Genomic DNA, 20,485 nt, shown 5'->3' with positions numbered 1-20,485 from the left:
AGCAAATTGATGGTGGGAGACCTGAGGGCATGCGCCTGAACGAATTGGGACAGCCGATTGGAGAGCCGGTGAATGGATGGATGGGCGCGGCAGCGCCGGTGGCTCAGGTGATGCAGGGGCGCTGGTGCCGGCTTGAGCCGCTGATCGCTGAGCGCCACGGCGCGGAGCTTCATGCCGCATGGTCCGCCGACAGGGAGAACCGGGTCTGGACCTATCTGGCCTATGGCCCTTTCGCCGAAGAGGCGGAGTGCATCGCCTTTCTGAAGACGATGGAAGGCAAGGCGGATCCGATGATGTTCGCCATCATCGATCAGGCCAGCGGCAAGGCCATGGGTGTTGGCAGTTATCTGCGTGTGGAGCCTGCAACGGGCTGCATCGAGGTGGGGCATCTGAACTTCGCCCCCGCCCTGCAGCGCACGCCGCTGGCAACCGAGGCCATGTATCTGATGATGCGCAATGCCTTCGAAGGGTTGGGCTTCCGCCGCTACGAATGGAAATGCGACGATCTCAACGCTCCTTCGCGCGCGGCTGCCGCACGGCTCGGCTTCACCTTCGAGGGGATTTTCCGGCAGGCGACCGTCTACAAGGGCCGCAACCGCGATACGGCGTGGTTCTCCATTCTCGACAAGGAATGGCCACGGCTGAAGGCTGGTTTCGAGGCCTGGCTTTCACCGGATAATTTCGACACCGATGGCCGGCAGAAGCGCAGTCTGGCGGAGTGCCGGGGAGACTGAGGGGGTAGGCGAGAAGCGCGCTCTTGCTGAGGCCTTGCCAACCTTGGGCGTCATCCCGGACGCAGCGAAGCGAAGATCCGGGACCGGTGAGTCACGGTCTTTCGGCTCTAGCTTCTTGAAGCAATGGGCACTTCGGCTCACCGGTCCCGGATCGCGCGATGCGCGTCCGGGATGACGATGGAGAGGTAGGGGCTGAGAAACAAGCTGCGCTTGAGCGAGCTTTCCCTCTCCTTCAGCTCTTGAAAATCAGATCACCCTGCTGGTCGATCATGAGCTTGGCCTTACGGATGGTGAATTCGGCGGCTTCATCGCGGGTGGGCAACTGGTCGGCGCGGATGAAGGTGTGTTCGTGCGGTTCGCCGTCGATCTCCTTCAGGATACGGCCGGCGATCTGCCACTGGCTGCCGGCCTGGCGCGGCTCGGCAATGATGCGGCAGTTCTTGTAATCCTCGGTGGCCACGGGGGCAGGGGGGGCTTCAGCGGAAGAGCCGCCCTTGAAAAGTGATCCGAACAGTTTTCCCAGCATCTGCCTGTCCCGTCCTTGCGGTTTGAAGTGATTTGCGCCCGTTATACCAAGGCTTTCGGTGCTGACGCATCACGCCTTGAACTTGCTCAGTCGCAGCGCGGCCCGAGGTCACGGTCGACCCAGTGGCGGCGGCAAAGGGAAACATAGGACTCTTCGCCGCCAATCACCACCTGTTCGCCTTCCTCGACGATCCGTCCGCTGCCGTCAAGCCGCGCGACCATGGTTGCCTTGCGGCCGCACCAGCAGATGGTCTTGATTTCCTTCAGGCTGTCGGCCAGCGCCAGCAGGGCCTTGCTGCCCGGGAAGAGCTTGCCCTGAAAATCCGTGCGCAGGCCGAAGCACATGACCGGCATGCCGAGCCGGTCGGAGGCATGGGCCAGCTGCCACACCTGGTCTTCGGTGAGGAACTGCGCCTCATCGACAAACACCGCGTCAATGGGGGCGGCTTCATGGGCCTTGCGGATATGGTCGAGCAGGTTGTCGCCGGCGCGGAAAATATCTGCCTCTGCCACAAGGCCGATGCGGGAGGAAATACGGCCGACGCCCGCCCGGTCATCCACCGCAGCCGTCAGCAGCAGGGTGCGCATGCCCCGTTCCACATAGTTGTAGGAGGCCTGCAGCAGCACCGTTGATTTGCCGGCATTCATGGAGGAGTAGTTGAAATAGAGCTTGGCCATCGGTCCTGCGCCGGTCTGTTCGCATCAGCGGGAATCGGTCCCGCTGTCTGTCACACTCTTGCCATCCAGCCGGTCAGACACAAACGGCAGGCGGCAGGCTGCGGGCATAAACTGTGGAAGGCAGAAAGTGACGGGCTTTCTCAGGGGATGGCGATGTCCACGATCAGCGGCACATGGTCCGAGCCCACGTCCCCGCCGATGGAAACATTCCTGATCGTGATTTCATCCGAGACGGCGGCATGGTCCACCGCCGAGCCCAGGATCCAGCGGAAGCGGTAGTGGTAGAAATAGCGTGTGATCACGGGCACCACGGCCGGGAAGCGCACACGCATGCCGGCCTGCTCCAGCAGATTCTCGAAGTGGTTCGAAAGGGGGGAGGTGTTCCAGTCGCCGATCATGATGGCCGGTTCGGAGGCGGGCAATGCGTCGATCACACCGGCAAGCGCTGCAAAATAATCCTGCCGGGACTGCCAGCGGCAGGGCGAGCGCGGGCTGTCCGGATGCACCGCAATGAAGTTGAGCGGGGACCCGTCCACATCGATGATGGCCGAGAAGATTTCCCTGTTGCCGTAACGCCGTGGCGACTTGCAGGCGCCCTCAACCGGTATGATTTTGCTGGATTTGACCGGGTACCGGGAGAAGGCGATCATGCTGCCAAGATCGCCGATCAGGAAATTCTCGAAATAGGGGCCGAGGCCGATCAGGGGCGTGTCATCCCCCTGGCGCTTGCGGTAGCGCATCTGATGATGCCACTCGGCCTCCTGAAACACGAGAATGTCGGGATGGAGACTCTCCAGATAGGCCATGAATTCCGGATCACCCAGATAGCGCACTTCCAGATTGATCGAGACGATGCGCAGGTTTTTCGTGCCGGGGATGCGGGCTTCGGCAAAGCCGGGAGCAACGATCCTGTAGGTCTGGTAGAGCGAGACACCCAGCGCCAGCGACAGGGTGACGCCCGTCAGCAGGAACAGCCGCCGCAGGGCTTTGCCTGCGCGCGGCGGCCCGGCAAGGCGCCGGCAGATGGCCGCAAGAAACACGGCCACAAAGCCGCCGCCGATCAGCTGCGGCAGGAAGAAGCTCATGTTGTCGGCAACCCAGACGTCCGGCGCAACGAAGGGCCCGAAGGATAGAAGGCCGAACAGCAGGGCCACCAGCAGGCTCATGACGGAAGCAAGGCGCAGAAGCCGGACGAAAATCGAGGTCTTGCCGCCGGTTTGATCTGTCATCGCGCCTGCCGTCTCCTGTTGCACTGCAGCGTGGGCTGGCCCGTCCTAGCACAGACGGTTATTCGTGGAAATGATCGTAGACCAGCTTTGCGACTGATTCCGAAATACCGGGCACCGCCATCAGATCGTCAATGCCCGCCTTTGAAACGGCCTTTGCTGTGCCGAAGTGGCGCAGCAGGGCGCGTTTGCGGGCCGGGCCGACGCCGGAAATGTCATCCAGCGGATTGCGGGCAATGTCCTTCTTGCGCCTGGCCCGGTGGGTGCCGATGGCAAAACGGTGCGCCTCGTCGCGCAGGCGCTGGATGAAATAGAGCACGGGATCGCGCTCCGGCAGCATGAAGGATGGGCGGCCTTCCATGAAGAACTTCTCGCGCCCCGCATCCCGGTCCGGTCCCTTGGCGATGCCGACCAGCGGCACACCGGTGACGCCCAGTTCCGTCAGCATCTCCCGCGCCGCATTGAGCTGGCCCTGACCGCCGTCGATGAAGACGAGATCCGGCCATGCGGGCATGTCGGCGTTGCCGGCCTGCACGCCATCCTCCTCCTCATCATCCTCAAGGCCGGTTTCTTCGGCGCTCTCCGGTGCCGGATCATCGGCTGCGGTCAGCGGCGTGCGCGCATGCTCCTTCAACAGGCGGGAGAAGCGGCGGGTCAGCACTTCGCGCATCATGCCGTAGTCATCGCCGGGGGTGATGTGCTGCGACTTGATATTGAACTTGCGGTACTGGCCCTTGGCGAAGCCCTCCGGTCCGGCGACGATCATGCCGCCGACCGCATTGGTGCCCATGATATGCGAGTTGTCGTAGACCTCGATACGGCGCGGGGCAGCGGGCAGGCCGAAGACTTCAGCAACGCCCTGCAGCAGGCGGCCCTGGCTGGATGTTTCCGCCAGCCGGCGGGCAAGCGCTTCGCGGGCGTTGGTGAGCGCGTGGTCCACCAGTTCCTTCTTCTCGCCACGCTTGGGAACGGCGATTGCCACCTTTCGTTCAGCCCTCTCGGAAAGGGCCTGCGACAGCAGGTCCATTTCCTCGATTTCATGCGACAGCAAGATCAGACGCGGTGCGGGCTTGTCGTCATAGAACTGGGCGAGGAAGCTTTCCAGGATGGCCGCCTCCTCAAAAGATTTGTCGGCCTTTGGGAAATAGGCGCGGTTGCCCCAGTTCTGGCCGGTGCGGAAGAAGAACACCTGCACGCAGGTCTGCCCGCCTTCCTGATGGATGGCGACCACATCGGCCTCATCGACAGTCTGCGGGTTGATGCCCTGATGCGACTGCACATGCGACAGGGCGGCCAGCCGGTCGCGGTAGACGGCGGCATGCTCGAAGTCGAGCCGCTGTGAGGCGGCCTCCATCTGGGCGGCCAGTTCCTTCTTCACCGCCTGGCTGCGGCCGGAGAGAAAGCCACGCGCCTCTGCTACAAGCCGGGCGTAATCCTCGTTCGAGGTCTCGCCCGTGCAGGGGCCTGCGCAGCGTTTGATCTGGAACAGAAGGCAGGGCCGGGAGCGGTTCTCGAAATAGCTGTCCGTGCAGTTGCGGATGAGGAAGGCCTTCTGCAGCGCATTGATCGTGCGGTTGACCGCGCCTGCTGAGGCAAAGGGGCCGAAATAATCGCCCTTGCGCCGCCGCGCACCGCGGTGCTTGACGATGGCGGGCGCTGCATGGTCGCCGGTCAGCAGGATATAGGGGAAGGACTTGTCGTCGCGCAGCAGCACGTTGAAGCGCGGCCGCAGGCGCTTGATCAGGTTCGCTTCCAGCAGCAGGGCTTCGGTTTCCGTGCGGGTGAGCACGAATTCCATGGCGGCGGTGGCCATGATCATCCGCATGATGCGGTTCGACTGCCCTTGCAGGCGGGTGTAGCTGGTGACGCGCTTCTTCAGGCTGCGGGCCTTGCCCACATAGAGCACGTCGCCATTCTCATCCAGCATACGGTAGACGCCGGGCCCCATGGGCAGGCGGCGCACGACATCGGCAATCACTTCGACGCCCTTCTTGCCGCTCGTGTTCTCGTCCTGCGCAGGGATGAAGGTAACTTCCTGCGCAGCCGGGGCCTCAACGGTTTCCTCGGCCTCTTCCGGGCGGTCCATGGCTGACGGGCGGGATGTCATGACTTCACTATACCTCGGCCGGGCACGAAGGCCCGGCGAATCTTCACCAACATGGCGCCATTCTAGATGGCTTGTGCCGTGACGCTAATATGGGTGCATCCGGCGCCGGGAAAACGCGGGTGAATTACTCCCCGACGCCAATCACATCCGCCGTTTCCCAGGCGAGGTGCTGGCCGCCATCCAGTGCCAGCATCTGGCCGGTGACGGAGCGCATGGCCCAGAAATGGCGGACGGTTGCGCCAAATTCCTCCGGGGCCGGGCCCCGCTGCAACAGAACAGCCTGCTGCTGACGGGCGAAGTCCTCGCCGCTCTGCCGTTCGTTCCGGAAACTGGGGCCGGGGCCGATGGCATTGACGCGGATGCGCGGGGCCAGGGCCTGCGCCATCATGCGGGTCTGCTCCCACAGGGCCGCCTTGGAGAGCGAGTAGCTGACAAAGCGCGGCGTCGTCTTCCAGACGCGCTGGTCGATGATGTTGACCACCAGCCCCTCGGACGGCGCAGGCAAGGCGCTGGCGAAGGCATCTGTCAGGAACAGCGGCGCTTTTACGTGAATGGCAAAATGCGCATCGAAAAGGGCCGGGTCGAGAGCACCAGCCTCGTCGGGCTGGAAGATGGAGGCATTGTTGACAAGAAGGTCCAGCTGACCGGCAGCCTTTATGGCCGCAGGAATCAGGCCAGCCAGTTCATCCGGCCGGGTCAGGTCCGCCTGGAAGACATGTGCGGTGCCGCCGCCTGACAGGATCGACTGCTTCAGGGCATCTGCCCGCTCCAGCCCGTGGTGGGCATGGAGGAGCACTGTCCAGCCATGCGCCGCCAGATCGAGCGCGATCGCTCCGCCAATGCGGCTGGATGCGCCGGTAATGAGTGCCGTTCCGGCCGCCTGTGTCATTCGTGCTTGTCTCTTGTTCAATCAGGTGCTTTGAATACGGCGCATTGGTCAACGCGGATCAAGTTTACCTAACCGCTGATTGCCTTCGGTTTTTTGCATTTTGCAACGGCGGGCAGCTTATGCCGGGTGATTTTACCCGATGCTTACCATCCCGAAAGAACCCCGGGCTTGCCACGGTTTTTCCATATTCTGCCAAATTTTCCGACACAAACGGGGGGCATACCTCGATGTGGGTGAGGATGGGGATAGCCGCCACGACAATCGGCTGTCTTGCCCATGAGGTATGATCCTCGACTTTGAACCTGTATTGCGTGGAGCAAAAACATGAAGAGTCTCGCAGTTGCTGGTGTGTCCCTGGTTGCGCTCGCCGCAGCGGCTCCGGCATTCGCTGCCGACCTCCCTGCGCCGGCCGCACCGGTGATGTATGATCAGGCTCCGGTTTCGGACGCTCGCTTTGACTGGTCCGGCTTCTACTTCGGTGCGAACGCAGGCTGGGCTTGGGGCGAGTTCAAGAATTCGTCCGCTCTGACGGGCAACGTCAAGAGCAGCACCAATGGCCCGACCATCGGTATCCATGGTGGTTACAACTACCAGATCACGCCGAACTTCCTGGCGGGTGCTGAAGCTGACTTCCAGTACCGTGATCTTGACAAGCGCAGCTCCGGCAATGGCGTTTCGATCAAGAATTCGTCCAACTGGAACGGCTCGCTGCGCGCCCGTGCCGGTGTCGTGTTCGACCGTCTGATGGTCTACAGCACCGGTGGTCTGGCGATCGCCAACATGGAAACCAATGTTGCCGGCACCAAGCGCGATGAAACGAAGACCGGTTGGGTCCTCGGCGCCGGTGTTGAAGGTGCTCTGACCAACAACATCACTGCCCGCGTCGAGTATCTGCACTCCGACTACGGCCGTGACAACTTCGACGTTGGCGGCGTGAGCCAGCGCGTGAAGCTGCAGGACAACGTGACCCGCGTTGGTCTGAGCTACAAGTTCTGATCCCGGCCATTCCGGACGATCAAGACAAAGGCCCGGCGGACATTCCGCCGGGCCTTTTGTTTCTGGTGCTGTTTACAGGTCAGGCAGGCAGAATCCGGGTCTTTGCGAACATCGGAACATGCGCCTCGAAGCCATCCAGCCAGGTGACGAGATGCGGTGCCTGCTGGCGCCAGGCGCCCTCGAAGCGAAGGTCCAGATAGCCAAGCGCGCAGGCAAGGGCGATCTGACCGGCATCCACCCCGTTGGTCACCTTGACCGGAGCGGGAGGGGCAGCCTCCAGAGAGGACAGGGCGCGGGAGACTTTCTCCGCCTGATAGCTGAGCCAATCGGCCGAACGTTGTTCCTCCGCGCGGAAGCGGGTTTCATAAACCTGCAGGATGCTGGCATCCTGCATGCCGTCGGCCAGCGCCTGCAGGCGCAGAACCTCGAACCGGCCTTCGCCTGCCGGGATGATGCGGCCGCCACCAGCGAAAAAGTCCAGATATTCAACGATCACGCGGCTGTCATAGAGCACTGTGCCGTCTTCCAGGATCAGTGCCGGGATCTTGCCGAGCGGGTTCTGCAGGCGAATCGTGTCCGCCGGATTCGTTGTGTCGGTAGCTTGTATCTCGATCTTGTCGAAGATGCCGAGAACGCTTGCGGCAATCTTGCACTTGCGGCCAAAGGGGGAGGCAGGCGAGGAGCGCAGAATGAGCATCGGGCTGAAATCTCCTTTGTGGGAACGTCAGTTGTGCATGCCCTTGGCGCAGGCGCAAGGCCACTGTGCATGCCTTCTGCTTGCCACGCTCCGCAGCGGGCGTCCCTGTCAGGGGGGCGGAACGTCGAGGCTGGAGGCACGGCAGCCGCTGCGGTCAACGGAGGGGCAGGCCCGGAACTCGAGATCTTTCGTCAGGCAGATGCGCAACTCTGTCAGGATACCGCGGTTGCAGGAGACGGCCATACCTTCCCGGGTGAGGCCCGGATTCACCGCAGCAAAGGCGGCCTCGGCGCCTTCGGGACTGATCCTGCCGCGGCGTGTCATACGGGTGAAGGTTTCGGGAATGCGGATCTTTTCGAAGGCCTGGCGGGTCTTGGAAAAATAGTCTGACGGCGGCAGGCCGGAGCAGGTGCCATGCTTGCGCCACTGATGCTGGATGAGGCCCTGGCTCGGCATGATGTCCAGCATGGACCGGATGTCACCGGCAGAGGGCGGAAGGTCACGCGGCAGCGGACAGTAATCAGGCCATCCCCTCTCGCGCTGCGGCCAAAGGCCATGGACGATGAAACGGTAATTTTTGCCATCGCCGCATTGCTGCGGGTCCGCGCGCCGCCGGTTCAGTTCGCAATAGGCGGGCGACCATGACAGGGCGAGGACATAGAAATCGAAGGCTCCGGGCCTGTTGCTGTCCTGTGCATCTGCCGTGATGGGCAGAAGCAGCAGAACTGGCAGGAGCGCGAAGCGGGCGATAGCCCGCCGAGCCAGCACAACAGGCCCTTGCGTGGCGGCGCTGCCGGTCACCGGGTCAGGGCCTGATGGCCTCGCAGCGGCCATCATAGACATACCACTTGTCGAGACCGGGCAGGCAGGCCTGTACACCCCATGTTAGTCCAAGGAGGCCTCGGCCTTCAGCGATGCGGAAATAGACGTTGTGCGAACGGCCGTCAGACAAGGTTGCCTGGCCCGAGCAATAGCGCTGGGCGAGCAGGCTGCCGAGCGGTTCGCCATAACCGGTCTGCTCTATGCGGCTGATCGACTGGATGGTGATGCCGCCCCGGTAGTCAGCATCGGCGGCGGCAATATGGGCCATGGCGGCATGGAGGACAGCCGGCGACTCGCAGGCAGGAAGACGGTCCTGTGCCGGAGATGCGGCCGCTGGGCGGGCAGCACCCAGCACTGCAACAAAGCCTGCGGCTGCCAGTACGATGAAACCTGACTTCAGAAATGCGCGCATTTCGCGGAACCTTCCCTTGCAAAACATGCCTGGAAAATCCGCGAAACCTTGCGGGAAGCCTGCGTCCCCGTCAAGCAGTGTTTCTCATCCCCGCTCTTGGTGAACCTGCCGCACGAGGGCAGCTCAAGCCGGTGCGGCGAAAGTGCAAGGCAGTCTGCGCCGGCTGGAAATGTCCTGCTGTCATTCGTCCAGAAGCTGGAAGATCCGGGCCGATGCTCCCGGCCCTTGGGCCAGAACCTCTGCCAGCCAGGGCAAGGTGTTGCGCATGTCGTCCGCCAGAGTAAAGGGCGGATTGATGATGGTCATGCCTGACCCCTTCATCGGACGGTCGGGCGAGCTGTACCCGGCGTTGAGCTCCAGGACCAGCACATCGCGCAACTCCGCCTCTTCCAGCGTCCGGTGGAAGCGCTCCACGCTCTTGCGGTCCTTGAGCGGATACCAGGCCAGATACATGCCGCTGCGCCAGCGCTTCCAGGCCTTGATCATCCCGTCCGCCATGAGTTCGAACTCGTTGGTGACTTCGAAGGCCGGATCAATCAGCACAAGGCCGCGCTTTTCCTTGGGCGGCACGAAACTGCCAAGCGCCAGCCAGCCGTCCAGATGGATGGTCTTTACCTGCCAGTCGCCTTCAAACCGGGCGGCGAGCGTCTCGAAATCGGCGGGATGAAGCTCTGTCAGCGTCAGCCGGTCCTGCGGGCGCATAAGGGCACGGGCAAGGGCAGGGGAGCCGGGGTACTGGGTGAGTTCGGCACCTGGATTGAGGCCCTTCACCACATCGAGCCAGTCTGCCAGCACGGGCGCTGCCTTGGCCGGAACATCCGCCGCCAGCACCTTGGCGATGCCCTGCTGCCATTCGCCGGTTTTCTGCGTCTCTTCGGCGCGCAGATCATAACCGCCGATGCCCGCATGGGTGTCGATGATGCGGAACGCCGCGTCCTTGCGCTGCATGTAGGAAATGCAGCGGGCGAGAACGAGATGTTTGAGGACATCGCCGATGTTGCCGGCGTGATAGGCGTGCCGGTAATTCATGTGGTGGTCCTCGTGTCGAAAGATGCGGTGCTCAGATGGGCTTTATGGGGAAGAGGCGTGTCTGGCAAGGGGAGCTTCGCGGCCCAGGCCCCGGACAGGGGCACAAGGCCGGGCGCTGCTTGTCGCTTTGCGTCTCCGGCTCGTCTCAACAGCCCGTGCCGGAGCGGCTGTCAGCACAGCAAGGGGGGCTGCCGCTGAAAAGAAAAACGGTGGCCCTCCGGGGAAGGCCACCGCAATCTCACCGGACCATGGGGCCGGCATCAGGCCAGATCAGCCGTCGTAGCCTGCGTCGTCGTCCTGCTCGCTGGAGGTGGCTTCACCTTCCAGAGCCTGCAGGTTCACAGCCTTCGGGCCCTTGCCGCGGCGATCCGGCTCGGTCTCGAAGGATACGCGCTGACCGCTGTCCAGAGCCTGGAAGCCCGAACGCTCCACAGCCGAGATGTGGACGAAGACATCGGCGTCGCCATTGTCCGGGGTGATGAAGCCAAAGCCCTTGTCGGCCTTGAAGAACTTCACAGTACCCATCTGGCGCGGGCCGCGCTCGACCGGACCGTCGAACTCGGGACGCGGACGGCGCGGGCCACCATCTCCGTCACGGCCACCGCCGCCGCCATAACCGCCGCGTCCTCCGCCGTAGCCGCCATCACGGCCGCCGCCGTAGCCGCCGCGTCCACCGCCGTAGCCGCCGCCTTCACGTCCACCGCCGTAACCGCCGCCGCCGCTGCGTCCACCGCCGTAGCCGCCGCCGCCATCACGGCCGCTGCCGTAACCGCCACCGCCTTCACGGCCGCTGCCGTAACCGCCGCCGCCTTCACGGCCACCGCCGTAACCGCCGCCGCTGCGTCCACCGCCGTAGCCGCCACCGCCATCACGGCCGCCGGCAGAAGCGTATTCCTCGCCACCGCCGTAACCGCCACCAAATCCGCCACTGCGGCGGGGGGCGTTATAGTCACCACCGCCGAATTCACTGCCGCCGCCGAAATCGCTGCCGAAGTCCTGCGGACCGCCGAACTCACGCTTGCCGCCGCGCCGTCCGCGCGAACGCCGGTCCGAATCGCCATCGTGCATTGCTGAAACACCCTATTTGCGTGCCGTCTTCACGGCTCCGACCCATTCCTATCTCTCCCGCACCGAAGTGCGGACGTTCCATGCAGCCTGCTGACCCCGCAAGGCCAACGGACTTGCCACTGCCAACAACATGGTATTGGGAAGAAACAACGCTGCCGCAACCCGATCCAATCCGCCGCAGAATTATCATAGCTGTGAAAAACGGCTTCCGGCAAGCGAATCCTTACCGGGCAATGGTCTAAAGGTCGCAAATGCCGCAACGTGATTTGGGCACCTGCGCTCTTGCTGCCCAATTTACGGGAGAGCTGCCGCCTTCTGCCTTCCAATCAGGCATTTCAAGCTGTGTTCCGCCAATCCGGAGATCTGCTGTCCAGCTCGCCATCTGATCTGCGGCTTGCGGGGGGAGGGGCTGCAGGTTACTGAAACTGCAGATGCCAGCTTTCAGGAGCCCGAAATGACTTCAACCGACGGTGATGCGATGCAGGATGGCCTGCCGCCCGTGCAGATTGCCGTGATCCCGGTGACGCCCTTCCGCCAGAATTGCTCCCTCATCTGGGACCCGCGCAGCATGAAGGGTGTGGTGGTGGATCCGGGCGGCGACGTCGAGATCATTCTGGAGACTGTGGCAGCTTACAAGGTCGAGGTTGAACGCATCCTCATCACGCATGGCCACATCGATCACATCGCCGGTGCAGCGGATCTTGCCGATGCGCTCAAGGTTCCGATCGAGGGGCCGCATCTGGCGGATCAGATGCTGATCGACCGGTCGGAAGGTCAGGCGCAGCAGTTCAACATGCCGCCGTTCCGGAAGATCGAACCGGCCCGCTGGCTGGACGAGGGGGACACGGTGGATATCGGCGGGCTGGTGTTTCAGGTGCTGCATTGCCCCGGCCATGCGCCCGGTCATGTGGTGTTCTTCAATGCGGAGCTGAAGTTCGCCATTTCCGGGGATGTGCTGTTTGCCGGATCTGTCGGCCGCACCGATCTGCCGGGGGGCGACCATGCCACGCTGATCCGCTCGATCCGGGAAAAGCTGCTGCCGCTGGGCGATGACGTCACGTTCCTGCCCGGACACGGCGACCCGTCCACCTTCGGTCACGAGCGCCTGACCAATCCGTTCCTGCGCTGACATGAGCCAGATATGAAAGAAGGGGCCGCGAGGCCCCTTTGTCATGTTCACAGAAGCGATCTCAGCTTCTCGAGTTTCTCGTTCACGAGCCAGCCGTAATAGTTTTCCTGGGGCCAGGTGTTGCCGCTGCGGCGGAACTGGGCTGCCCGGTTCCAGGGGTCGCCCAGATTATAAAGAGTTGCCGTGATCCCGGGATTGTTGGAAATGTCCACATCGCCGACGATCCGGTAGGCCTCGATCGCATCCTGGATGATCGCGGCCATGTAATGCAGCGAAATGTTCGGATCCATCGTTGCCTGATAGACATCGCGGGCATTATCGGCGGTCAGGCGCTGCAGCCGGCTCTGGCGGGCGACCCGGTCTGTCATTTTCAGCACTGTGAGCGGGCTGAGCTGGCCGAGGCCGAAGCTCTGGCCCGAGAAGAGCGGCTGGAAAAAGGTCTCGTTGAAATTCGTGCGGGGATAGCGCGTGCCGTCCACGCTCTTGCCGCGGAAGTCGCTGTCCCAGACCCGTTCGTAACAGGTCCACAGCTTGTTGCTGTCGTTCTGGATGGCGCCGGTGTTGCAGGCGCTGAACTGCGGCTTCTGGACGAAATCCGTCACATTAACGCCGCCATGGGCGAAATTCAGGCTGACTCCGGCATAGGACAGGGCCTTGACGTAATAGCTCTGGGCGCTGTCGAGGCTGTCATAATTATAGGTGTGTTCGCCAACGATAGCACCGATCATATGGACCGGGTCGATGTCATACCGGGCGGCAACGCGCTTGATATCCGAGATCAGAGCCGTGTCACGGCGCAGCACGCCCAGAACGCGCTCAAATTTTGCGTCATAGGTCGAGCGCATGGCTGCCGTGCGGCGGGCCGAGGCGAAAGGTATTGCGGGCTGCTCCGCATTGCGGTTGCCGGGAGGCACGCTGCGCGGAGCGGCAGAAGCCTCGGCAAATGCACCAAGGAGAACCGAAGCCGAAAGTCCTGCCGCTGCAAGCTGACGCGCGGCAAATTTCACACTGCGTCCCGCCAGACGCAATCCGTTAAACATGCTCATGCCTGACTCCAGGCCCCCGCCGGCAGAAATAGACGGGGCTCTCCGCAAGATACAAGTCCAAAACAAGGAAACTCACCGGAGCAGCCGTGGAACCGGAAAATGTGTTGTTTCCAGTCCACAATGCAGTGCTCTCAGGCGTGCGAACCCATACGCGAGGCCAGCGCCCGAATCAATGTCTGCGGCCGTTTATACCGCATCATCCAGAGCTTTGGCGGCAAGGTTTCTGGCAGGTGTTGCGGTTTTATATCACGTCTTTGTGTGCCGTTGCGTCAGTCAGGGGAAAAACGGAGGCACTGCAAGGCCTTGACGGGAGGTGGGGGCTTTGGTGGAGCAGCCGTCAGCGGCGTGCCGGCCTTGGTCCCATGCGCAGGCGCACCGGTGCCGGTACCTGCATCAGGTCCAGAAACTCCCGGTGCAGACGCAGGCCGCAGAGCTCGCGCTGGATCACCACATGCCAGAGTGCTTCGGCAGCCTCCTCCAGCCGGTCCTGATGACGTGATCGAAGCCTTGCGTCCTCCGGGGCTTCAGCAAGACGCCGGGCGGCGCCCTCAAGCCGGGCCAGAGCCTCATCCAGCTTGCGGGTCAGGCGGGCGAGGGTTCCCGCTTTCTCTGCCATCACCTCTTGCGCAAGGGCGGCGGCGAGCGGGTCCTTGTCTTCCGTCCTGTACTGGCTGGGCGGGCGTACGCTCATCGCGGCCTGTCTCCCGGTGGGGGCATTCTATGCGCCTGGGCGGGGGCGTGGCCCGTTGCTCCGCCGTGGGCCAGCAGGACCGACTTGCGCCAGAGCCATGCCATTGTAGCCAGTTTCAGCAGGCAGGGAACCGCGGCATAGGCAATGCTGAGCGCAAGCCCCGTCTGCGCCGTCAGCGGCTCACCGGGCTGATAGCCTGCAAGGCCCAGCGCGGGCAGGGTGATGCCTGTTGCCAGCGCCAAGGCGCCCTTGGTGAACAGCGCCATCACGGCATAAAGACGGCTGGCGGCCCCTTCGCTGCGGCTGCGGGCAATGTGGTCGGCAAGGATCGAGGCCGGCAGAGCCAGATCCGCCCCCAGCGCAAGACCCGAGAGCAGGCAGATGGCCGTGTAGGCTGCGATATCACCCTCGACGATGAAGATGGCCCAGACGAAGGTGAGCACGCTCAGACCCATGGAAGCGGCCCAGGCCTGCAGCTTGCCCATGTGCCGGGACAGAACCTGCTACAGCAGCATGGATGCGGCACCGGAAAGGAAATAGGCCAGCAGGAACAGGCCTGTGAGATCTTCCGCGCCCAGCCGGTCGCGGATGAAAAAGATGACCAGCACCGCCGGAATGGCGCTGGCGAAGGTGTTGGCCAGATAGATGGCGAAGAAGCTCCGCCGCCACCGGTCACCCGTCACATCCTGCCAGCGGAACGCAGGGCTGGTGCCTGCGGTCTCCTGGGCCAGCGGCGCATGGCGCAGCCAGCGCAGAAGCAGTATCAGCGCAAGCGCCAGGAGCGGCAGATAGAGCCAGGCAAGCCGGGAGAATGCCGCTGCCTTGCCTGCGCCCTGATCCAGCACCGTTGGGGCAATGGAGGCCAGCAGCAGGCCGATCAGCCCCAGCGCCTCGCGCCATCCGGCGATACGGGTGCGCTCGTGTTCTGTGGCGATCCACAACCCGCCGAGAGCCTGCAGGTTGATGGCGACAATGGAATAGCCGGTGGTGCAGAGCAGGATGGACAGGGCGAACCAGCCGAGTGCTCCCCCTCCTGCAGGCGGTGTGAACACGATGAAGAAACCGCCGCCCAGCAGCAGGCTGCCCATCATCAGCACCACCCAGCGCAGATGGGAAAAGCGGTCGCTGAGGCTGCCGATCAGTGGATCCTGGACGGCGTCTACCAGCCGCAGCAACAGAAGCACGGTGCCGAGGCTGGCGAGCGGGACACCAAGTGTTGCTGCATAGAAGTCTGGCGCGTGCAGATAGACCGGCAGACCGGCAAAGGCGAGCGGCAGCGCCATGAAGCCGTAGGTGAAAAGGGCCCCTTTGCCCGGAACGGCATTGGTTGCGGGCAAGGGACTGTTCATCAGCGGGCGGATCCGGTCAGGCTGGCCTGCAGGCTGGGATTCGACGTGTTGTCGCCCAGCCAGATGGCAAAGAAGCGGCGGGAGAATTCGGTATCATTGATCATGCCGATCTGCTGGCCATCCTTGTAGAAGATTGCCTTGCCGGAGGCATCCCGGACGCCGGTAATGGAAGCGCCTTGCGAGACATCCGGAAAGATGGCGCGCATCTGGTCGCCCCATTGCTTCAGCTTGGCCTCGTCCCGCAGGCCCTGACGGCGCATTTCATCGACGGAGCGCTTGGCAATGTCCGCGCCCTTGAAATTGCGCAGGTAAGTCAGTTTCAGTGCGAAGGGTTTCGACGGCGAATAGCGGCCCTGGGGGGCGTAGAGTTCTGCGTCAAAGACGCGGAAGCCGAAATAGGTCATGCGGCCCTGGCCGACGAGTTCGGCGGACGGGACAAGCCGGGTGGCCGGACCGGCGTCGGCTGCTGCCGTGCGGGGCATGGCCGTGACGGCCAGCGCCAGCAGCAGCCCCATGGCGAAGGCCATGACGATACGGCGCGACTGGGTGCCGGTGAAGCCGCCTGCGATGGCGTGGGACATGCTGCGCGCACGCGCGGCGCGGATGGCGCGCTGCTGATCTTGCGGCGGGGTGATGGTCATGAATTCATCCTCCTGTCTGCCATTCCGTTTCAGGCCTTTACGCAATGCAGCGCGGGCCGGATTGTTCCTTGTTTGAACAAGAGGGCAGGCGGAGTTTCACGGGAGCGTGATGCCGGCTCTGCCGGGGGGCATGACGGCTCGAAAAGACATAGACGCCGCATGGGCTTGGCCAACTCCCGGTGAGCCAAGTTCTTTGGGAGCCGGGATCAGAGGCCCTTCTCGAAGATCTCGCGCGCGCGGCGGCCCTGGGGGGAGTTCTGAAAGCAGATATGGAAGTCCGGAGTGCCCAGGAGCCGGCTGTTGAACTGCAAGTTTCCAGCGGCGTCCTTGAGGTCCTGCGTGTTGGCGGTCAGGTGTTCGTAGACCTTGAGATCGATCACCGCAGCGGCAATTTTCCCCTCGACGAGATTACGCAGGTTCTGCTCGTCGCTGGTGGCTTCAACTGCGTGAATTCTTCCCGTTGCGACCAGAAGATCAAACATGTCCTCATTTTTGTAGCCGCGGACCGTGCCGATCCGCAGATCTGCGAGATCGCCGATTCTGTCCCATGTCACGGGCTTGCTGCGGTGCTCGGCCAAGCCCAGTGGGCTTTTGTCAAAAGGCTGCGAGAAAAGACAACGGTGACCGTCCGCTTCTGCATCCGCCTTGAGGGAATAGTACGCGGGAAAGACGCCCGCATAGGCCGGGTTTTCAGCCACAAGCGAAACTGCCCGGTGCCACGGGTGAACCTCTATGATCACAGCCTGCCCGGTCCGGCTGAAGGCCTGCCTGACCGCATCTGCCACGGGACCGGAACCATCTGCGAAAACATGAGGCGGCCATTCCAGTGTAGTCAGCCGCAAGGCCGGTTGCGCCTCTGCACAGGCTTGGCCCTTGGCTAGCAGTGCAATCAGCACTGTCAAGATGGCGGAGTATCTGAAATACCGCCGTCCCTTGCCCGCCAGACACCCCACCATGTCCCCTCCCACAGTGCCAGATCGCTCGTGCAGCTTGCTTTGTTCCGATTAAGGCCCGGTAACCGGACGATCTACTTTCTCCGGATCTACGGAATTTCCGCTCAGGGCGTCTTTCCAAGTAACTGCATCGACTGCGAATTCACGAAGATATGAAATCAGGGTATTCAGTAATTTTGACGAGGTGCTCAGAACGCTGAGGCGCAGACCGGAATACCTGGATGCTGACAATTTATGCAGGGATTGATGGAACGCATCAGCGTCACCTGCAGCAGCTTCAAGGCTCAAATAAAAACGGAGTTAAGTCAACTAGCGCTGGGGAGCAGGCGGGCAGGCCACATCACCCGCTCTTGGTGCCATGCCGCCCCCAGCAATCACGTTGGATGAGCCGGTGGCGCTACAGCCTTCCTTTGGCGCCGACAGCCGCACAGCGGGCTGTCCCTCGATGAAAAGCTCCGGCACGGTCTCGAACATGCCCGCCGGGCATCCGGCCACATCCGCAAGCCGCAGCGCCGGGCGCCCATTGATGAACACCGACCGTGCCCCCGTCACCGCACATGCCGGCAGCTCTGCCCCTGCCGCCAGAACCGGGGCAGGGATGAGAGAGGGCAGGGCGAGGGCCGCAGCGAGGAGGAAGACGAATGATTTCACTCTCCCGGCCTTCCTGTCTTGCGGGAGCGCCCCTTGCGGCGTTTTTCGTCTGCCGGATCTTCGTAGGAGCCGATGCCGGTCTTGCCGCGCCGGGTGAGATGCGGGGCGTCCTCTGCCTGGATGACGGGCTTCTTCGGCAGAGGGCCTGCATGGGCGGGCACCTCGGTGCGGCCGACGGTCATTTCGTCCAGCGAGTTCTTGCGCACCTTTGAGCTCGGCGCTGGCATGCTTGAGGACTTGGCCGCCCGGGCGCGGTCGGCCGCCGTTTCCTTCTTCTTGCCGCTGGCGCCTTCCTTGGTGCCGCCTGCGCCATAGAGCCGTTCGCCCCGATAACTGCCGCCTTGCTCTTCCACCTCGGACTGGCGGGCCAAGGGATCGCTGCTGAGGGCAAGCTCGGTTGCCTGCAGGCGGCGGATTTCATCGCGCAGCCGGGCGGCGGTTTCGAAGTCGAGATCTGCGGCGGCTTCGCGCATCTGCTTTTCGAGGCTTTCCAGATGGGCCTTGAAATTGTGCCCGACCAGATTGCCGTCCTCGGCAAAGCCTGCATCCACGGTGACGTGGTCCTGCTCGTAGATGCTTTCCAGAATGTCGCCGATGGAGCGCTTCACGCTTTCCGGGGTGATGCCATGCTCGGTGTTGTAGGCAATCTGCTTCTCGCGGCGGCGGTTGGTTTCCGCCATCGCCCGCTCCATGGAGCCGGTGATTGTGTCCGCATAGAGGATGACCTTGCCATCCACGTTACGCGCCGCACGGCCGATGGTCTGCACCAGCGAGGTTTCCGAGCGCAGGAAGCCTTCCTTGTCCGCGTCCAGAATGGCGACCAGGGCGCATTCGGGAATGTCGAGGCCTTCGCGCAGCAGGTTGATGCCCACCAGCACGTCAAAGGCGCCAAGGCGCAGGTCACGGATGATCTCGATGCGCTCCAGCGTGTCGATGTCCGAATGCATATAGCGCACCCGCACGCCGTTTTCGTGCAGGTACTCGGTCAGATCCTCGGCCATGCGCTTGGTCAGGGTGGTGACCAGCGTGCGGTAACCCTTGGCAGATGTCTCGCGCACCTCGCCCAGCAGGTCGTCCACCTGTGACGAGGCGGGGCGCACCAGAACCGGCGGGTCGATGAGACCGGTGGGGCGGATCACCTGTTCGGCGAAGACACCGCCGGATTCGTCCAGCTCCCACTTGCCGGGCGTGGCCGACACGGCGATGGTCTGGGGCCGCATGGCGTTCCATTCCTCGAAGCGCAGCGGCCGGTTGTCCATGCAGGAGGGCAGGCGGAAGCCGTATTCCGCCAGCGTCGCCTTGCGCCGGAAGTCGCCCCGGTACATGGCGCCGATCTGCGGCACGGTGACATGGCTTTCGTCGAGGAATACCAGCGCGTTGTCCGGCAGGTATTCGAACAGGGTCGGGGGCGGCTCGCCCGGCTTGCGGCCGGTCAGATAGCGCGAATAGTTTTCGATGCCGGCGCAGGAGCCGGTGGCCTCCAGCATCTCCAGATCATACATGGTGCGCTGTTCCAGCCGCTGGGCTTCCAGCAGGCGGCCATGGGCGTTCAGCTCTTCCAGCCGCTGCTTCAGCTCAGCCTTGATGGAACGGATTGCCTGCTGCAGCGTGGGCTTGGGCGTCACGTAGTGCGAATTGGCGTAGATCTTGACGCTCTTCATCTCGCCGGATTTCTTGCCGGTGAGCGGGTCGAATTCGGTGATCGATTCCACCTCGTCGCCAAACAGCGTAATGCGCCATGCCCGGTCCTCAAGGTGGGCCGGGAACAGTTCCACCGTGTCGCCGCGCACCCGGAAGGTGCCGCGCTGGAAGGCCGCGTCGTTGCGCTTGTATTGCAGCGCCACCAGATCGGCCAGCAGCTGGCGCTGGTCGATGCGCTCGCCAACTTCCAGCGCGAAGGTCATGGCCGTATAGGTCTCGACCGAACCGATACCATAGATGCAGGAGACGGAGGCGACGATGATCACGTCATCGCGCTCGATCAGGGCGCGGGTGGCCGCGTGGCGCATCCGGTCGATCTGCTCGTTGATCGAGGATTCCTTCTCGATATAGGTGTCCGTCCGCGGCACATAGGCCTCGGGCTGGTAATAGTCGTAGTAGGAGACGAAATATTCGACGGCATTGTCCGGAAAGAAGCTCTTGAACTCGCCGTAAAGCTGCGCCGCAAGCGTCTTGTTCGGCGCCAGGATCAGCGCCGGGCGCTGGGTGCGGGCGATGACCTGCGCCATGGTGTAGGTTTTGCCCGAGCCGGTGACGCCCAGCAGAACCTGCGTCTGCTCGCCGCTTTCAAGGCCGGAAACCAGCTCCGCAATGGCCGTGGGCTGGTCACCGCGCGGCTCATAGGCGGATTTCAGCACGATCGGTACGCCGCCTTCGGATTTCTCCGGCCTTTCGGGCCGGTGCGGCACCCACAGTTCGCCATTCTTGTGCAGCGGATTGCCGCTTTCGATCAGCGCCGACAGTGCCTGCACTGTGGCCGTGGCGCCCTGATTGCCGGAGAGCTCCGGCAGGGCGTTGCGGCCCTTCTTCTTTTTGTTCTCCTTGAGATGCAGTTCAAGCTTCTCGGCCTCTTCCAGCGAGATATCGAGCCCGGCCACCGGATTGAGACCGCCCGCCGCCCTCTCTCTCGCGCTCCCGGCCTTGCCGATGGAGGTGCCACGCGAGGACCGGCTGCCGGTCTCCGCCTTGCCCTCGCGGCGTGCGGCCTTGCGTGGTGCCGCATCTGCCGCTGGTGCGGGTAGCTCAGCTGGAAGCTTCTCCGCCGCTCCCGCGATCTCTTCCGCCCAGTCGGCAATCGATCCCGACAGGCTGACGGTTGACAGAGGCGCGCCCTCAAACGCCG

Annotated in this window: 18 protein-coding genes and 3 pseudogenes; 3 read left to right on the top strand and 18 right to left on the bottom strand. The window is 63.2% G+C overall.

The window, feature by feature from the left end; all coding sequences use genetic code 11:
* Nucleotides 1-29 precede the first annotated feature (29 nt).
* Nucleotides 30-734 carry a GNAT family N-acetyltransferase gene (locus tag ASC48_RS01610; protein WP_055454065.1) on the top strand — a complete coding sequence of 235 codons (705 nt, stop codon included), beginning with the start codon at nucleotides 30-32 and terminating at the stop codon, nucleotides 732-734.
* Between the two features lie 232 nt (nucleotides 735-966).
* On the opposite strand, the gene ASC48_RS01605 is transcribed toward ASC48_RS01610, so the two are convergent.
* From ASC48_RS01605 to ASC48_RS01585, 5 genes are all read right to left on the bottom strand, one after another.
* On the bottom strand, nucleotides 967-1,260 hold the full coding sequence (locus ASC48_RS01605) for an HlyU family transcriptional regulator (protein WP_050475015.1): 294 nt from the start codon (nucleotides 1,258-1,260) through the stop codon (nucleotides 967-969).
* Between the two features lie 86 nt (nucleotides 1,261-1,346).
* On the bottom strand, nucleotides 1,347-1,937 hold the full coding sequence (locus tag ASC48_RS01600; protein ID WP_050475016.1) for a thymidine kinase: 591 nt from the start codon (nucleotides 1,935-1,937) through the stop codon (nucleotides 1,347-1,349).
* 140 nt (nucleotides 1,938-2,077) lie between these two features.
* Complete coding sequence (locus ASC48_RS01595) at nucleotides 2,078-3,166, bottom strand: endonuclease/exonuclease/phosphatase family protein (protein ID WP_082439939.1); 1,089 nt, start codon at nucleotides 3,164-3,166, stop codon at nucleotides 2,078-2,080.
* 58 nt (nucleotides 3,167-3,224) lie between these two features.
* Nucleotides 3,225-5,270 carry an excinuclease ABC subunit UvrC gene (uvrC, locus tag ASC48_RS01590; protein ID WP_082439938.1) on the bottom strand — a complete coding sequence of 682 codons (2,046 nt, stop codon included), beginning with the start codon at nucleotides 5,268-5,270 and terminating at the stop codon, nucleotides 3,225-3,227.
* A gap of 124 nt (nucleotides 5,271-5,394) precedes the next feature.
* A complete protein-coding gene (locus tag ASC48_RS01585) occupies nucleotides 5,395-6,159 on the bottom strand; it encodes an SDR family oxidoreductase (protein WP_055454063.1) in 765 nt (254 codons plus the stop codon).
* 324 nt (nucleotides 6,160-6,483) lie between these two features.
* Between ASC48_RS01585 and ASC48_RS01580 the strand changes: the two genes are divergently transcribed.
* Nucleotides 6,484-7,155: an outer membrane protein gene (locus ASC48_RS01580; RefSeq protein WP_055454062.1), complete on the top strand. Its 672-nt coding sequence runs from the start codon at nucleotides 6,484-6,486 to the stop codon at nucleotides 7,153-7,155.
* 79 nt (nucleotides 7,156-7,234) lie between these two features.
* Here ASC48_RS01580 and ASC48_RS01575 read toward each other — a convergent pair whose 3' ends face one another.
* From ASC48_RS01575 to ASC48_RS20075, 5 genes are all read right to left on the bottom strand, one after another.
* A complete protein-coding gene (locus ASC48_RS01575; protein WP_055454061.1) occupies nucleotides 7,235-7,852 on the bottom strand; it encodes a glutathione S-transferase family protein in 618 nt (205 codons plus the stop codon).
* A 108-nt stretch (nucleotides 7,853-7,960) separates the two neighbouring features.
* The gene (locus tag ASC48_RS01570; RefSeq protein ID WP_244269976.1) at nucleotides 7,961-8,653 is read right to left on the bottom strand and encodes a ribonuclease T2 family protein; all 693 of its coding nucleotides are present in this window, start codon (nucleotides 8,651-8,653) and stop codon (nucleotides 7,961-7,963) included.
* Between the two features lie 4 nt (nucleotides 8,654-8,657).
* Nucleotides 8,658-9,086, bottom strand: coding sequence for a hypothetical protein (locus tag ASC48_RS01565; RefSeq protein ID WP_208975492.1), 429 nt, complete (start codon nucleotides 9,084-9,086; stop codon nucleotides 8,658-8,660).
* A gap of 180 nt (nucleotides 9,087-9,266) precedes the next feature.
* Nucleotides 9,267-10,115 (bottom strand): 23S rRNA (adenine(2030)-N(6))-methyltransferase RlmJ, encoded by an 849-nt coding sequence (locus tag ASC48_RS01560; RefSeq protein ID WP_055454060.1) that lies wholly within the window; start codon nucleotides 10,113-10,115, stop codon nucleotides 9,267-9,269.
* A 270-nt stretch (nucleotides 10,116-10,385) separates the two neighbouring features.
* Nucleotides 10,386-11,183, bottom strand: a complete 798-nt coding sequence (locus ASC48_RS20075) for a cold-shock protein (RefSeq protein WP_055454059.1) — start codon at nucleotides 11,181-11,183, stop codon at nucleotides 10,386-10,388.
* Nucleotides 11,184-11,637: 454 nt separating this feature from the next.
* Here ASC48_RS20075 and ASC48_RS01550 point away from each other — a divergent pair, with 454 nt between their 5' ends.
* A complete protein-coding gene (locus ASC48_RS01550) occupies nucleotides 11,638-12,312 on the top strand; it encodes an MBL fold metallo-hydrolase (protein WP_279626026.1) in 675 nt (224 codons plus the stop codon).
* A 47-nt stretch (nucleotides 12,313-12,359) separates the two neighbouring features.
* On the opposite strand, the gene ASC48_RS01545 is transcribed toward ASC48_RS01550, so the two are convergent.
* The 8 genes and pseudogenes from ASC48_RS01545 to uvrB form a co-directional block, all read right to left on the bottom strand.
* Nucleotides 12,360-13,358 (bottom strand): DUF1402 family protein, encoded by a 999-nt coding sequence (locus ASC48_RS01545; RefSeq protein ID WP_244269975.1) that lies wholly within the window; start codon nucleotides 13,356-13,358, stop codon nucleotides 12,360-12,362.
* 337 nt (nucleotides 13,359-13,695) lie between these two features.
* Nucleotides 13,696-14,049, bottom strand: coding sequence for a DUF6665 family protein (locus tag ASC48_RS01540; protein WP_055454058.1), 354 nt, complete (start codon nucleotides 14,047-14,049; stop codon nucleotides 13,696-13,698).
* Nucleotides 14,046-15,398: pseudogene (locus ASC48_RS19880) on the bottom strand (MFS transporter). Before ASC48_RS19880 ends, ASC48_RS01540 begins: the two are co-directional and overlap by 4 nt.
* Nucleotides 15,398-16,039 carry a chalcone isomerase family protein gene (locus ASC48_RS01530; RefSeq protein WP_055454057.1) on the bottom strand — a complete coding sequence of 214 codons (642 nt, stop codon included), beginning with the start codon at nucleotides 16,037-16,039 and terminating at the stop codon, nucleotides 15,398-15,400. Before ASC48_RS01530 ends, ASC48_RS19880 begins: the two are co-directional and overlap by 1 nt.
* Nucleotides 16,040-16,245: 206 nt before the next feature.
* Nucleotides 16,246-16,995 (bottom strand): substrate-binding periplasmic protein, encoded by a 750-nt coding sequence (locus ASC48_RS01525; protein WP_208975491.1) that lies wholly within the window; start codon nucleotides 16,993-16,995, stop codon nucleotides 16,246-16,248.
* A gap of 306 nt (nucleotides 16,996-17,301) precedes the next feature.
* Nucleotides 17,302-17,643 carry a PAAR domain-containing protein gene (locus ASC48_RS01520; protein WP_055454056.1) on the bottom strand — a complete coding sequence of 114 codons (342 nt, stop codon included), beginning with the start codon at nucleotides 17,641-17,643 and terminating at the stop codon, nucleotides 17,302-17,304.
* Nucleotides 17,640-17,855: pseudogene (locus ASC48_RS20235) on the bottom strand (hypothetical protein); the annotation flags it as partial. The pseudogene ASC48_RS20235 and the gene ASC48_RS01520, both read right to left, overlap by 4 nt.
* A gap of 140 nt (nucleotides 17,856-17,995) precedes the next feature.
* Nucleotides 17,996-20,438, bottom strand: a pseudogene (uvrB, locus tag ASC48_RS01515) (excinuclease ABC subunit UvrB); the annotation flags it as partial.
* Between the last annotated feature and the right edge of the window lie 47 nt (nucleotides 20,439-20,485).

Source organism: Pannonibacter indicus (genome assembly GCF_001418225.1).
In the GTDB taxonomy this organism is placed as follows: Bacteria; Pseudomonadota; Alphaproteobacteria; order Rhizobiales; family Stappiaceae; genus Pannonibacter; species Pannonibacter indicus.
The sequence above is the reverse complement of the archived record's forward strand: the minus strand, read 5'-3'. Positions and strand labels throughout refer to the sequence as shown.

Coding starts and splice junctions, on each gene's coding strand:
- ASC48_RS01605 (WP_050475015.1), bottom strand. CDS start 1,260: ATGCTGGGAAAACTGTTCGGATCACTTTTCAAGGGCGGCTCTTCCGCT.
- ASC48_RS01560 (WP_055454060.1), bottom strand. CDS start 10,115: ATGAATTACCGGCACGCCTATCACGCCGGCAACATCGGCGATGTCCTC.
- ASC48_RS01540 (WP_055454058.1), bottom strand. CDS start 14,049: ATGAGCGTACGCCCGCCCAGCCAGTACAGGACGGAAGACAAGGACCCG.
- ASC48_RS01585 (WP_055454063.1), bottom strand. CDS start 6,159: ATGACACAGGCGGCCGGAACGGCACTCATTACCGGCGCATCCAGCCGC.
- ASC48_RS01525 (WP_208975491.1), bottom strand. CDS start 16,995: ATGGTGGGGTGTCTGGCGGGCAAGGGACGGCGGTATTTCAGATACTCC.
- ASC48_RS01600 (WP_050475016.1), bottom strand. CDS start 1,937: ATGGCCAAGCTCTATTTCAACTACTCCTCCATGAATGCCGGCAAATCA.
- ASC48_RS01595 (WP_082439939.1), bottom strand. CDS start 3,166: ATGACAGATCAAACCGGCGGCAAGACCTCGATTTTCGTCCGGCTTCTG.
- ASC48_RS01575 (WP_055454061.1), bottom strand. CDS start 7,852: ATGCTCATTCTGCGCTCCTCGCCTGCCTCCCCCTTTGGCCGCAAGTGC.
- uvrC (WP_082439938.1), bottom strand. CDS start 5,270: ATGACATCCCGCCCGTCAGCCATGGACCGCCCGGAAGAGGCCGAGGAA.
- ASC48_RS01610 (WP_055454065.1), top strand. CDS start 30: ATGCGCCTGAACGAATTGGGACAGCCGATTGGAGAGCCGGTGAATGGA.
- ASC48_RS20075 (WP_055454059.1), bottom strand. CDS start 11,183: ATGCACGATGGCGATTCGGACCGGCGTTCGCGCGGACGGCGCGGCGGC.
- ASC48_RS01580 (WP_055454062.1), top strand. CDS start 6,484: ATGAAGAGTCTCGCAGTTGCTGGTGTGTCCCTGGTTGCGCTCGCCGCA.
- ASC48_RS01545 (WP_244269975.1), bottom strand. CDS start 13,358: ATGAGCATGTTTAACGGATTGCGTCTGGCGGGACGCAGTGTGAAATTT.
- ASC48_RS01550 (WP_279626026.1), top strand. CDS start 11,638: ATGACTTCAACCGACGGTGATGCGATGCAGGATGGCCTGCCGCCCGTG.
- ASC48_RS01530 (WP_055454057.1), bottom strand. CDS start 16,039: ATGACCATCACCCCGCCGCAAGATCAGCAGCGCGCCATCCGCGCCGCG.
- ASC48_RS01565 (WP_208975492.1), bottom strand. CDS start 9,086: ATGCGCGCATTTCTGAAGTCAGGTTTCATCGTACTGGCAGCCGCAGGC.